Raw genomic sequence first — 12,262 nt, forward strand, 5'->3', positions numbered from 1 at the left:
CAGGTATCAGTGCCCCGCGTGCACCGATGAGCTCGGCGCCCGCAGGGACAGGCTAAACATCGCGTTGCGTGTCTATTGGCTGACGCTTACGCCGTAGAAGGCATTCAGGCCGAAGGGGCTGATCTTGAAGTCCTGCACGGTCTTGCGCATCGGCTGGTACACCGTGGAATGGGCGATCGGGGTGATCGGCACCTGCGCCTTGATGATGTGCTGCGCCTGCTTGTACAGCTCGGTGCGTCGGGCCTGGTCGGGGGTGGCCTTGGCCTGCTTGATCAGCGCGTCGTAGGCGGGGTCGCACCATTTGGAGAAGTTGTTGCCGTTCACCGCGTCGCAGCCGTAGAGGGTGCCCAGCCAGTTGTCCGGGTCGCCGTTGTCGCCGCTCCAGCCGATCAGCATGGCGCCGTTCTCACCGGCCTTGGCGCGCTTCATGTATTCGCCCCACTCGTAGCTGACGATGCTGGCCTTGATGCCGATCTTCGCCCAGTCGGCCTGGATCATCTCGGCCATGAGCCGGGCGTTGGGGTTGTAGGGGCGTTGCACCGGCATGGCCCACAGGGTGATCTCGGTGCCCTCCCTGACCCCGGCCTCCTGCACCAGCGCCTTGGCTTTGGCCGGGTCGTAGGGCACGTCCTTGATGGTGTCGTCGTAGCTCCACTGGGTGGGCGGCATGGCATTGACAGCCAGCTGCCCCGCGCCCTGGTACACCGCGTCGATGATCTGCTGCTTGTTCACCGCCATGTCCAGGGCCTGGCGCACCTTGAGCTGGGCCATGGGGTTGGGCGCGGTGGTGCCCTTGATCGGGTCGGTCACGTTGTAGGCGATGTAGCCCAGGTTGAAGCCTGCCTGGTGCGGCAGGTTCAGGTTGGGGTCCGCTTCCAGCGACTTGAGGTCGGCCGGGCGCGGGAACAGGGTGATCTGGCATTCGTTCTTCTTGAGCTTCTGCATGCGCACCGACGGGTCGGTGGTGATGGCGAAGATCAGGTTGTCGATCTTCACGTCCTGCGGTTGCCAGTAGGTCTTGTTGCCCTTGAAGCGGATCTGCGCGTCTTTCTGGTACTTGGCGAACACGAAGGGGCCGGTGCCGATCGGCTTCTGGTTGATGTCGGCCGGCTTGCCCTGCTTGAGCAGTTGCTCGGCGTATTCGGCGGACTGGATCGAGGCGAAGCTCATGGCCATGTTCTGGATGAACGCGGCGTCCACGCTGGCCAGGGTGAACCTGACCGTGTGTTCGTCGAGCTTTTCGAGCTTGACGATGTTCTTGTCCATGCCCATGTCGGTGAAGTAGGGGAACTCGGTGGGGTAGGCCTTGCGAAACGGCAGGTTCCTGTCGAGCATGCGGTTGAAGGTGAACAGCACGTCATCGGCGTTGAAGGGGCGGCTGGGCTTGAAGTAGTCGGTGCTGTGGAACTGCACGCCTTCGCGCAGGTGGAAGGTGTAGCTCAGGCCGTCGTCGCTGATGTCCCAGCGTGTGGCAAGCCCGGGGATCACCGCCGTACCGCCGCGTTCGAACTGGCTGAGGCGGTTGAAGACGGTCTCGGCCGAGGCGTCGAAGTCGGTGCTGGTGGTGTACTGGCCCGGGTCGAAGCCCGCCGGGCTGCCCTCGGAGCAGAACACCAGGTTGCTGGCCGCATGGGCCAGCGGTGCGCCGGCCAGCAGGCCTGCGCCGAGCAGGTAGGGAAGGACCGCGTGTTTGAGCATTGTTGGCCTCATCGATGTCATTGGTGCGCCGGGCGGCCAGTGGGGCCGCTCGGCGGGCAGGGAGGCTGGCCTGTTGACCAGCGCGACCCTCAAACCATAGCTGACAGCGATGCAGGCGTTGCCCGCGGGTGAATCAGGGCATCAGCACTTCGATGGTGCCGTCGGCGCTGAGGCTGACCTGGCTGGTACCGGCTTCGATTTCCGGGCTTGGCGCGGCTTCGGCGTCCATGCTGGCCTTCATCATCATGGCGCCGCGGGCGTAGGGGTGCGGGTAGCCGCTGCTGTTGAGGTTCAGGTTGACCACCTTGTAGCCCTTGCCGCCGAGGGCTTCGGTGGTCAGCTGGGCGCGGGCCTTGAAGGCGTCGATGGCATCCTTGAGCAGGGCGTCTTCGCTGCTCTTGCGGGTGGCCGGGGCGATGGCGAAATCCATCCCGCCCATCTTCAGGTCCTGCAGCAGCTCGCCGGTGAGCTTGGACAGCGCCGGGAAGTTCGCGCTTTCCAGGCGCAGCTCGGCACGTTCGCGCCAGCCGGTGATCTTCTGGTTCTTGTTGTCGTAGATCGGGTAGCTGTTGCGGCTGTCCTGGCTGAGCTTGACGTCCTTGACCGCACGGGCCTTTTCCAGCGCCTTGTTCATGCTGGTGGTGATCTCGTTGGCCAGCTTGGCCGGGTCGGTGTTCTGCGCCTCGGTGTACAGGGTCACGACCATCAGGTCGCGGGCGACTTCCTTGCTGGCTTCGGCGCGCAGTGAAACCTGGTTGTAGCGAGGCTCGTCGGCCAGTGCCGCAAAGCTGGCAAACAGGCCGGTCGCGAGGACGAGGGTGGTACTGGCGCGAGACACAGTGTGCATGGGCAACTCCTTGAAATTGAGGCGTGGCGGCGGTCGATCCCGACCACGCAGACCCCATCAGACTCGCACAAACCGACGAGGTTCAAAAAGCCATCATCGATGCCGGTGTGCCTGTGGCGCTTTGCCGCATTGCTGCAGCGCGGGGTGCAGCTTGGGTATACTCGCCACGATTCACCTGGAGCACTCATCAGGAGAGCTCATGCTCGCCCCCGTACTCATGCTGTCTGCCACACGTCAGAACCTCTGGCGCCTGACCTTCATCCGCACCCTGGTGCTGGCCGCCCAGGCCGGTTCGGTGGCGGTCGCCTACTGGACCGAACTGCTGCCACTGCCGTGGCTGGCGCTGAGCATCACCCTGGGGTTCTCCATGGTGCTGTGCGTGCTCACGGCCATCCGGCTGCGCACCTCGCTGCCGGTCACCGAGCTGGAGTATGCGGTGCAGCTGGCCTGCGACCTGCTGATCCACAGTGCGCTGCTGTATTTTTCCGGGGGCTCGACCAACCCCTTCGTGTCCTATTACCTGGTGCCCCTGGCGATTGCCGCGGTGACACTGCCATGGCTGTATTCGCTGATCCTGTCGGGCATTGCGCTGGTGGCCTACACCCTGCTGCTGGTGCAGTACTTCCCGCTCGAAACCTTTCCCATGGCCCGCGAGAAGATGCAGATCTACGGCATGTGGCTGAGTTTTGCCCTGGCCGCCGGGGTGATCACCTTCTTTGCCGCCAAGATGGCCGAAGAGCTGCGTCGCCAGCAGCAGTTCCAGGCCCAGCGCCGCGAGGAAGGCCTGCGTGACCAGCAACTGCTGGCCGTGGCCACCCAGGCCGCCGGTGCCGCCCATGAGCTGGGTACGCCGCTGGCGACCATGAGCGTGCTGATCAACGAGATGCGCCAGGACCACACCGACCCGCTGCTGCAGGAAGACCTGGAGACGCTGCAGGAGCAGGTCAAGCAGTGCAAGCACACCTTGCAGAACCTGGTGCGCGCCGCCGAGGCCAACCGGCGCATGGCGGTGCAAGAGCAGGAGGCGAGCTTCTGGCTGGACGAGGCGCTCAACCGCTGGCACCTGATGCGCCCCGAGGCCAGCTATCGCTTCCAGCGCCTGGGCCAGGGTACGGTGCCGCGCCTGGCGCCGCCGCCGGACCTGACCCAGGCCCTGCTGAACCTGTTGAACAATGCAGCCGATGCCTGCCCCAATGACCTGGAGGTGTACCTGGACTGGGACGCCGAGGACATCGTGATCAGCATTCGCGACCATGGCCCCGGCGTGCCGGTGGCGATCGCCGAGCAGATCGGCAAACCCTTCTTTACCACCAAGGGCAAGGGCTTCGGCCTGGGCCTGTTCTTGAGCAAGGCCAGCGTGACCCGTGCTGGCGGCTCGGTAAAACTCTATAGTCATGAGGAAGGCGGTACGCTCACCGAGCTGCGCCTGCCGCGTGACGCGCGAGGAGACGTGTGATGAGTGATGAAATTCAGGCTGAAGGCGAAGAGCTGCCGCACCTGCTGCTGGTGGATGACGACGCCACGTTTACCCGGGTGATGGCCCGGGCCATGAGTCGGCGCGGGTTTCGCGTGAGCACGGCGGGTTCTGCCGAAGAGGGCCTGCAGATTGCCCAGCAGGACGTGCCGGACTACGCCACGCTGGACCTGAAGATGGAGGGCGACTCCGGGCTGGTGCTGCTGCCCAAGCTGCTGGAACTGGACCCGGAGATGCGCGTGGTGATCCTCACCGGCTATTCGAGCATTGCCACCGCGGTGGAGGCGATCAAGCGCGGCGCCTGCAATTACCTGTGCAAGCCGGCCGATGCCGACGACGTGCTGGCGGCGCTGGCGTCCGAGCACGCCGACCTGGACACGCTGGTACCGGAAAACCCGATGTCGGTAGACCGCCTGCAGTGGGAGCACATCCAGCGTGTGCTGACCGAGCATGAGGGCAATATCTCGGCCACGGCGCGGGCGCTGGGCATGCACCGGCGTACCCTGCAGCGCAAATTGCAGAAGCGCCCGGTTCGGCGCTGAACCTCAGGGCCTCTTCGCCGGCAAGGCCGGCGAAGAGGCTGCATGGCAGCCCCAAGGTTGACGTATGATTAGCTCCCTAACGACGCCGACGGGACCACCTGCATGCTCGCCCTTTTTCTCCAGACCCTGAACATCACCGCGCCGGTGTTCGCGATGATGTTCATGGGCGTGCTGCTGCGCCGCATCAACGCCATCAACGACAGCTTCATCCAGACCGCCTCGGCCCTGGTGTTCAACGTGAGCATGCCGGCGCTGCTGTTTCTGGGCATCTACCACGCCGATCTCGAGGCGGCGGTCCAACCCTCGCTACTGCTCTACTTCACCGTCGCCACCCTGGGCAGCTTCGGCCTGGCCTGGCTGATCGCGATCTGGCGCTGCCCCCGTGAAGATCGCGGCATCTACGCCCAGGGCGGCTTTCGCGGCAACAATGCGGTCATCGGCCTGGCGCTGGCCGGGAGCATGTACGGCGATCATGGCATCTCCATCGGCGCGGTGCTGGCCGGGCTGGTGATCCTGCTCTACAACTCGCTGTCGGCCGTGGTGCTGGCGGTGTACAGCCCGACCATCAAGTCCGACCCCTGGAGCATCCTCAAGAGCATCCTGCGCAACCCGCTGATCATCAGTGTGCTGGTGGCCGGCGTGCTGGCGTATGCCAAGGTGGGGCTGCCCAACTGGCTGCTGACCTCCGGTGACTACCTGGCGCAGATGACCCTGCCGCTGGCGCTGATCTGCATCGGCGGCACGCTGTCGATGGCCTCGTTGCACGCCAGCGGGCGCATGGCGCTGAGTGCCAGCCTGGTGAAGATGGTGTGGCTGCCGCTGCTGGCCACCTTCGGTGCCTGGTTGTGCGGCTTTCGCGGCGCGGAGCTGGGGGTGCTGTTCCTGTACATCGCCAGCCCCACCGCCGCGTCCAGCTACGTGATGGCGCGCGCGGCCAACGGCAATCACCAGCTGGCCGCCTCGATCATCGTGATTACCACGCTGATGGCCGCAGTTACGACGAATATCGGCATATTTATCTTGCAGTGGGGCGGCTGGATCTAGATCCTGTCGCCCACACTCAAAATAACGGCCTCCCTGCCTGAGGACACTTCATGCAAGACCAGATCACGCCCGAGCGTTTGCATCGCGGCCTGAAGAACCGTCACATCCAGTTGATCGCGCTGGGCGGCGCCATCGGCACCGGGTTGTTTCTGGGCATCGCCCAGACCATCCAGATGGCAGGCCCTGCCGTGCTGCTGGGCTACGCCATCGCCGGCCTGATGGCCTTTTTCATCATGCGCCAGCTGGGTGAGATGGTGGTCGAGGAACCGGTGGCGGGCAGCTTCAGCCACTTTGCGCACCGCTACTGGAACGAGTTCGCCGGCTTCGTCTCGGGCTGGAACTACTGGGTGGTCTATGTGCTGGTGGGCATGGCCGAGCTGACGGCGGTGGGTATCTACGTGCAGTACTGGTGGCCGGACTTCCCCACCTGGGCCACTGCAGCGATCTTCTTCGTGGCGATCAACCTGATCAACCTCACCCAGGTCAAGGTGTACGGCGAGCTGGAATTCTGGTTCGCGCTGGTCAAGGTGATCGCCATCGTCAGCATGATCGGCTTCGGCGCCTGGCTGCTGGCCAGCGGCAGCGGCGGGCCGGATGCCAGCGTGGCCAACCTGTGGCAGTACGGCGGGTTCTTCCCCAATGGCATCACCGGGCTGGTGATGGCGATGGCGGTGATCATGTTCTCCTTCGGCGGGCTGGAGCTGGTCGGCATCACCGCGGCCGAGGCGGACAACCCGCGCTACAGCATTCCACGCGCGACCAACCAGGTGGTGTACCGCATCCTGATCTTCTACATCGGCGCACTGGCGGTACTGCTGTCGCTGTACCCCTGGCAGAAGGTGGTGCAGGGCGGCAGCCCGTTCGTGATGATCTTCCACAACCTGGACAGCAACCTGGTGGCCACCATTCTCAACGTGGTGGTGCTGACTGCCGCGCTGTCGGTGTACAACAGCTGCGTGTACTGCAATAGCCGCATGCTGTTCGGCCTGGCCAGCCAGGGTGATGCGCCGCGCGCACTGCTCAAGATCAACCGTCGTGGCGTGCCGCTGGCGGCGCTGGGCGTATCGGCGGTCGCCACCGGCCTGTGCGTGCTGATCAACTACCTGATGCCGGGCGAAGCCTTCGGCCTGCTGATGGCGCTGGCGGTGTCGGCACTGGTGATCAACTGGGCGAGCATCAGCATCACCCACCTGAAGTTTCGCAAGGCCAAGATCGCTGCCGGCGAGTCGACCTTCTACAAGAGCTGGGGGCACCCGGTGACCAATTACCTGTGCCTGGCGTTCATCGTGCTGATTCTGGTGGTGATGTACCTGACCCCGCCGATCCGCATCTCGGTACTGCTGATTCCGGCCTGGATCGCTACCCTGGGCGTGGCGTTCTGGCTCAAGAAGAAGGGGCAGAAGGCCGCCGCCGTCGCCGGCTGACGGCCCTGCGGGGTGATCGGTCAGCCCTGCTGGTAGCTGTCGATCACTTCCTGGGCGGCGCGAAACGCATCAATCGCCGCCGGTACGCCGGCGTACACGGCACAATGCAGCAAGGCCTCGCGAATCTCTTCCACCGTACAGCCGTTGTTCAGGGCGCCACGCACGTGGCCCTTGAGCTCCTGCGGGCACTTGAGCGCGGTCAGCGCCGCCAGGGTGATCAGGCTGCGGGTTTTCAGCGGCAGGCCCTCGCGGCTCCACACGCTGCCCCAGGCGTGCTCGTTGACGAACGCCTGCAGCGGCTCGGTGAACTCGGTGGCATTGCCCAGTGCACGGTCCACGAATGCATCGCCCATGACCTGGCGGCGAACCTGTTCGCCGGTTTTGTTGCTCTCGCCCATGTTGTTTTCCTTAGTGTTGGCGGCGCCAGGCGCGCACGGTGGTGTACATCAGCACCACCGCCAGCGTCGGCAGGACATAAAGCAGCATCAGCTGCTCCAGACGGTTGGCCAGCGGCATGCCGGTGGTGAAGGCCACCACGTGCAGACCATAGGCCAGGTAAAGACACAGGAACACCAGACCTTCGGCGCGGGTGACGCGGTAGCCGGAATAGAACACCGGCAGGGTCAGCACAGCCACGCCGAGCATCACCGGCAGGTCGAAGGCCAGCGCGTTGGGCGAGATCGACAGCGGCACCGGGGCCACCAGCGCGGTCAGCCCGAGCACCGCCAGCAGGTTGAACAGGTTGCTGCCGATCACGTTGCCCACGGCGATTTCACGCTCGCCGCGCAAGGCGGCGATCAGCGAGGTGGCCAGCTCCGGCAGCGAGGTGCATACCGCCACCACGGTCAGGCCGATCACCCGCTCCGACAGGCCCAGGTCGACGGCCACTTCCACTGCTGCCTCCAGCAACAGGTGCCCGGCCAGGCTCAGCAGGCCCAGGCCGGTGAGCATCAGTGCCAGGGTGCCGAACCAGAAGCCGACGCCACGCTGCGGCCGCGGGCCGGGGGCGGGGTAGGTGCGTGCGTGGTGGCGTGACTGGTGCCACAGGATGGCCAGGTAGGCAACCAGCCCGAGCAGCAGCAGGGCGCCTTCGAGGCGGCCGATGCGTTCGTCCAGGGCCAGCAGGTACACCAGCAGGCTGGCGCCGATCATCAGCGGGATATCCAGGCGTACCAGTTGCCGCGAAACGCGCAGGGGGATGATCAGGGCGGCCAGGCCCAGGGTGACCAGCACGTTGAAGATGTTGCTGCCGATCACGCTGCCCACCGCCACGTCGGGTGCGCCGGTGTAGGCCGCCTGCAGGCTCACGGTCAGTTGCGGGGCGCTGCTGCCGAAGGCCACCAGGCTCAGGCCGATGATCAGCGGACGCACCTGCAGGCTGGCGGCCAGGCGCAGGGCGGCGCGCACCAGCAGTTCGGCGCCGGTGATCAGCAGCAGCAGGCCCAGGGCCAGTTGCAGCAGGCTGAAGGTGGGTAAAGCGGCCAGGTCGAAAATGGTCGTGCTCCGAAGCAGGGTCAGTTGCTGAGACTTTGTACCCGTACCCGCGCGGTTCCGCTACGGAGCATGCCCAGTTGGTCGGCGGCGGCGCGTGACAGGTCGATGAGTCGACCCCGGGTATGCGGGCCGCGGTCGTTGATGCGTACCACGACGCGGCGGTCGTTGGCGAGGTTGGTGACCTGCACGCGGGTGCCGAAGGGCAGGCTACGATGGGCGGCGGTCAGGCCGTGCTGGTCGAAGGGTTCGCCACTGGCGGTACGCTTGCCGTAATGGCGGGAACCGTAATAGGAGGCGGTGCCGGTCTGGTCGTAACCGCGGGGGTCGAGGGTGTGGCTGGCACAGCCGGCGAGCAGGGTGAAAAGCGCGAGCAGTGCGCTGAGGGGACGCCACATGTATCCGGTTACTCCGTGGTGTGGCCTTCGCCGGCAACGCCGGCTCCTGCAGGGATTGGTGCGTCCTTGTAGGAGCCGGCGTTGCCGGCGAATGCAGGCGACGCGGTTCAGCCTTCGAGCTTGCTCTTGAGCAATTGGTTCACCTGTTGCGGGTTGGCCTTGCCCTTGGACGCCTTCATCGCCTGGCCGACGAAGAAGCCGAACATCTTGCCGCGCTTGGCCTCGTCCGCCGCGCGGTACTGCTCGACCTGCTCGGCGTTGGCCGCCAGCACTTCGTCCAGCACCTTCTCGATCGCGCCGGTGTCGGTCACCTGTTTCAGGCCTTCGGCCTCGATGATCTGGTCGGCATCGCCTTCACCGGCGGCCATCTTCTCGAACACCACCTTGGCGATCTTGCCGCTGATGGTGTTGTCCAGAATGCGCTGCAGCATGCCGCCCAGTTGCGCGGCGCTGACCGGCGCCTGGTCGATCTCCAGGCCCAGCTTGTTCAGCAGGCTGCCCAGCTCGACCATGACCCAGTTGGCCGCCAGCTTGGCATCGCCGCACACACCGACCACCTGCTCGAAGTAGTCGGCCTGTTCGCGGCTGGAGGCCAGCACGTTGGCGTCGTAGGCCGACAGGCCGAACTGGCTCTGGAAGCGCTCGCGCTTCTGCGGCGGCAGTTCGGGCAGGGTGGCGCGGATGGCGTCGAGGAACGCCGGCTCGATGACCACCGGCAGCAGGTCCGGGTCGGGGAAGTAACGGTAGTCGTTGGCCTCCTCCTTGCTGCGCATGGAGCGGGTCTCGTCCTTGTTCGGGTCGTACAGGCGGGTTTCCTGGATCACCCGGCCGCCATCCTCGATCAGTTCGATCTGGCGCTGCACCTCGGTGTTGATCGCCTTCTCGATGAAGCGGAACGAGTTGACGTTCTTGATCTCGCAGCGGGTGCCGAACTCGACCTGGCCCTTGGGCCGGATCGACACGTTGCAGTCGCAGCGCAGCGAGCCCTCGGCCATGTTGCCGTCGCAGATGCCCAGGTAGCGCACCAGTGCGTGGATCGCCTTGACGTAGGCCACGGCTTCCTTGGCGCTGCGCATTTCCGGCTCGGAGACGATTTCCAGCAGCGGCGTGCCGGCGCGGTTCAGGTCGATGCCCGTGGCGCCGCTGAAGTCTTCGTGCAGGCTCTTGCCGGCGTCTTCCTCCAGGTGCGCGCGGGTGATGCCGATGCGCTTGACGGTGCCGTCTTCAAGGGCGATGTCCAGGTAGCCCTTGCCGACGATCGGCAGCTCCATCTGGCTGATCTGGTAGCCCTTGGGCAGGTCGGGGTAGAAGTAGTTCTTGCGCGCGAACACGTTGTGCTCGCCGATTTCGGCGTCGATCGCCAGGCCGAACATGCAGGCCATGCGCACGGCTTCTTCGTTGAGCACCGGCAGTACGCCGGGCATGCCCAGGTCGATCAGGCTGGCCTGGGTGTTCGGCTCGGAGCCGAACGTGGTGGCGCTGCCGGAGAAAATCTTCGACTGGGTGGCGAGCTGGGTATGAATTTCCAGCCCGATCACAACTTCCCATTGCATGTGTCTGTCCCTCAGAAGCCGGTAGGTGCGCGGGTGTGCCAATCAGTCACTTGCTGATAGCGGTGCGCGACGTTGAGCAGGCGGCCTTCCTGGAAATACGGGGCCAGCAGTTGCACGCCGACCGGCAGGCCGTCGACAAAACCGGCCGGCATCGACAGGCCTGGCAGGCCGGCGAGGTTGGCGGTGATGGTGTAGACGTCTTCCAGGTAGGCGGCGACCGGGTCGCTGTTCTTGGCGCCAAGCTTCCAGGCCGGGTTGGGCGTGGTGGGGCCGAGAATCACGTCGACCTCTTCGAAGGCGGCCATGAAGTCGTTCTTGATCAGGCGGCGGATCTTCTGCGCCTGCAGGTAGTAGGCATCGTAGTAGCCGGCCGACAGCGCGTAGGCGCCGACCATGATGCGCCGCTGCACCTCGGGGCCGAAGCCTTCACCGCGTGAACGCTTGTACAGGTCGGTGAGGTCCTTGGGGTCTTCGCAGCGGTAGCCGAAGCGCACGCCGTCGAAACGCGAGAGGTTGGACGAGGCTTCGGCCGGGGCGATGACGTAGTACGCAGGGATCGCGTGCTGCATGTTCGGCAGGCTGATCTGCTTGACCACCGCGCCGAGCTTTTCCAGCTCCTTGACGCTGGCCTGGATCAGGTCGGCGATGCGCGGGTCCAGGCCGGCACCGAAGTACTCCTTCGGCAGGCCGATGCGCAGGCCCTGCAGCGAGGCGTTGAGCGGGGCGCTGTAGTCGGGCACCGGTTCGTCGATGCTGGTGGAGTCCTTGGCGTCGAAACCGGCCATGGCCTGCAGCAGCAGCGCGCAGTCTTCGGCGGTACGCGCCAGCGGGCCACCCTGGTCGAGGCTGGAGGCGTAGGCAATCATGCCCCAGCGCGACACGCGACCGTAGGTCGGCTTGAGGCCGGTGAGGTTGGTCAGCGCCGCCGGCTGGCGGATCGAACCGCCGGTGTCGGTGCCGGTGGTGGCCGGCAGCAGGCGCGCGGCCACGGCGGCGGCCGAACCGCCGGACGAGCCGCCCGGCACGTGTTCGAGGTTCCACGGGTTCTTCACCGCGCCGTAGTGGCTGGATTCGTTGGCCGAACCCATGGCGAACTCGTCCATGTTGGTCTTGCCCAGGGTGACCATGCCGGCCTCGGCCAGCTTGCTTACCACGGTGGCGTCATACGGCGAGACGAAGTTGTCGAGCATCTTCGAGCCGCAGCTGGTGCGCACGCCCTGGGTGCAGAACAGGTCCTTGTGGGCGATGGGGGCGCCCAGCAGGGCGCCGGTTTCACCGCCAGCACGGCGGGCGTCGGCGGCACGCGCCTGGTCCAGGGCCAGGTCTTCGGTGACGCTGATGAAACTGTTGATTTGCGGGTCGAGCTGCTGGATGCGCGCCAGCAGCGTGCGGGTCAGCTCTTCGGCAGAAAAGGCTTTGTCGGCGAGTCCGCGGGCGATCTCGGCCAGGGTCAGTTGATGCATGGCAGGCTCTATTCCCTTACTCGATGACTTTAGGAACCAGGTACAGGCCGCTTTCGGTCGCCGGGGCGATGGCCTGGTAGCTGTCTCTCTGGTTACTTTCTGTTACCACGTCGGCACGCAGGCGCTGACGGGCTTCAAGGGGGTGGGCCAGTGGCTCGATGCCAGTGGTGTCGACCGCTTGCATCTGGTCGACCAAACCCAGAATACTGTTCAAGGCATCGGTAGTGCGCGGAAGATCGGCTTCATTGAGGCCCAGGCGGGCCAGGTGAGCGATCTTTTCCACGTCGCAGCGTTCAAGCGCCATGGGGATCTCCAGGGGAAAACAAAA

At 65.3% G+C, this 12,262-nt stretch carries 12 protein-coding genes; 4 read left to right on the top strand and 8 right to left on the bottom strand.

What is annotated here, in order from left to right; translation table 11 throughout:
• Positions 1–72 precede the first annotated feature (72 nt).
• Positions 73–1,698, bottom strand: coding sequence for an ABC transporter substrate-binding protein (locus DN387_RS22690; RefSeq protein ID WP_054916389.1), 1,626 nt, complete (start codon positions 1,696–1,698; stop codon positions 73–75).
• A gap of 133 nt (positions 1,699–1,831) precedes the next feature.
• Entirely contained in the window at positions 1,832–2,545 is a 714-nt protein-coding gene (locus DN387_RS22695) for an SIMPL domain-containing protein (RefSeq protein ID WP_043862487.1), read from the bottom strand.
• 199 nt (positions 2,546–2,744) lie between these two features.
• Here DN387_RS22695 and DN387_RS22700 point away from each other — a divergent pair, with 199 nt between their 5' ends.
• The 4 genes from DN387_RS22700 to DN387_RS22715 all read left to right on the top strand — a co-directional run bounded on the left by DN387_RS22700 (position 2,745) and on the right by DN387_RS22715 (position 7,029).
• Positions 2,745–4,001, top strand: coding sequence for an ATP-binding protein (locus tag DN387_RS22700; protein WP_054916388.1), 1,257 nt, complete (start codon positions 2,745–2,747; stop codon positions 3,999–4,001).
• A complete protein-coding gene (locus DN387_RS22705; protein WP_043862485.1) occupies positions 4,001–4,561 on the top strand; it encodes a response regulator transcription factor in 561 nt (186 codons plus the stop codon). Before DN387_RS22700 ends, DN387_RS22705 begins: the two co-directional genes overlap by 1 nt.
• Before the next feature lie 102 nt (positions 4,562–4,663).
• Complete coding sequence (locus tag DN387_RS22710; protein ID WP_054916387.1) at positions 4,664–5,605, top strand: AEC family transporter; 942 nt, start codon at positions 4,664–4,666, stop codon at positions 5,603–5,605.
• Between the two features lie 50 nt (positions 5,606–5,655).
• Entirely contained in the window at positions 5,656–7,029 is a 1,374-nt protein-coding gene (locus DN387_RS22715) for an amino acid permease (protein ID WP_043862483.1), read from the top strand.
• A 20-nt stretch (positions 7,030–7,049) separates the two neighbouring features.
• Here DN387_RS22715 and DN387_RS22720 read toward each other — a convergent pair whose 3' ends face one another.
• The 6 genes from DN387_RS22720 to gatC form a co-directional block, all read right to left on the bottom strand.
• Complete coding sequence (locus tag DN387_RS22720) at positions 7,050–7,427, bottom strand: carboxymuconolactone decarboxylase family protein (RefSeq protein WP_043862482.1); 378 nt, start codon at positions 7,425–7,427, stop codon at positions 7,050–7,052.
• A gap of 10 nt (positions 7,428–7,437) precedes the next feature.
• Complete coding sequence (locus tag DN387_RS22725) at positions 7,438–8,481, bottom strand: calcium/sodium antiporter (protein WP_043862481.1); 1,044 nt, start codon at positions 8,479–8,481, stop codon at positions 7,438–7,440.
• A 62-nt stretch (positions 8,482–8,543) separates the two neighbouring features.
• Positions 8,544–8,918, bottom strand: coding sequence for a septal ring lytic transglycosylase RlpA family protein (locus tag DN387_RS22730; protein ID WP_054916386.1), 375 nt, complete (start codon positions 8,916–8,918; stop codon positions 8,544–8,546).
• Positions 8,919–9,025: 107 nt separating this feature from the next.
• Entirely contained in the window at positions 9,026–10,471 is a 1,446-nt protein-coding gene (gatB, locus tag DN387_RS22735) for an Asp-tRNA(Asn)/Glu-tRNA(Gln) amidotransferase subunit GatB (RefSeq protein WP_054916385.1), read from the bottom strand.
• An 11-nt stretch (positions 10,472–10,482) separates the two neighbouring features.
• Positions 10,483–11,934: an Asp-tRNA(Asn)/Glu-tRNA(Gln) amidotransferase subunit GatA gene (gatA, locus tag DN387_RS22740; protein WP_043862478.1), complete on the bottom strand. Its 1,452-nt coding sequence runs from the start codon at positions 11,932–11,934 to the stop codon at positions 10,483–10,485.
• A gap of 16 nt (positions 11,935–11,950) precedes the next feature.
• Positions 11,951–12,238 (bottom strand): Asp-tRNA(Asn)/Glu-tRNA(Gln) amidotransferase subunit GatC, encoded by a 288-nt coding sequence (gene gatC / locus DN387_RS22745; protein ID WP_043862477.1) that lies wholly within the window; start codon positions 12,236–12,238, stop codon positions 11,951–11,953.
• Between the last annotated feature and the right edge of the window lie 24 nt (positions 12,239–12,262).

It is taken from the genome of Pseudomonas sp. FBF18, assembly GCF_024261405.1.
Taxonomy (GTDB): Bacteria; Pseudomonadota; Gammaproteobacteria; order Pseudomonadales; family Pseudomonadaceae; genus Aquipseudomonas; species Aquipseudomonas palmensis.

Excerpts from the sequence above, each read along its gene's own strand:
- gatB (WP_054916385.1), bottom strand. The coding sequence starts at position 10,471 with ATGCAATGGGAAGTTGTGATCGGGCTGGAAATTCATACCCAGCTCGCC.
- DN387_RS22700 (WP_054916388.1), top strand. The coding sequence starts at position 2,745 with ATGCTCGCCCCCGTACTCATGCTGTCTGCCACACGTCAGAACCTCTGG.
- DN387_RS22710 (WP_054916387.1), top strand. The coding sequence starts at position 4,664 with ATGCTCGCCCTTTTTCTCCAGACCCTGAACATCACCGCGCCGGTGTTC.
- gatC (WP_043862477.1), bottom strand. The coding sequence starts at position 12,238 with ATGGCGCTTGAACGCTGCGACGTGGAAAAGATCGCTCACCTGGCCCGC.
- DN387_RS22695 (WP_043862487.1), bottom strand. The coding sequence starts at position 2,545 with ATGCACACTGTGTCTCGCGCCAGTACCACCCTCGTCCTCGCGACCGGC.
- DN387_RS22730 (WP_054916386.1), bottom strand. The coding sequence starts at position 8,918 with ATGTGGCGTCCCCTCAGCGCACTGCTCGCGCTTTTCACCCTGCTCGCC.
- DN387_RS22690 (WP_054916389.1), bottom strand. The coding sequence starts at position 1,698 with ATGCTCAAACACGCGGTCCTTCCCTACCTGCTCGGCGCAGGCCTGCTG.
- DN387_RS22720 (WP_043862482.1), bottom strand. The coding sequence starts at position 7,427 with ATGGGCGAGAGCAACAAAACCGGCGAACAGGTTCGCCGCCAGGTCATG.
- DN387_RS22705 (WP_043862485.1), top strand. The coding sequence starts at position 4,001 with ATGAGTGATGAAATTCAGGCTGAAGGCGAAGAGCTGCCGCACCTGCTG.
- DN387_RS22715 (WP_043862483.1), top strand. The coding sequence starts at position 5,656 with ATGCAAGACCAGATCACGCCCGAGCGTTTGCATCGCGGCCTGAAGAAC.
- gatA (WP_043862478.1), bottom strand. The coding sequence starts at position 11,934 with ATGCATCAACTGACCCTGGCCGAGATCGCCCGCGGACTCGCCGACAAA.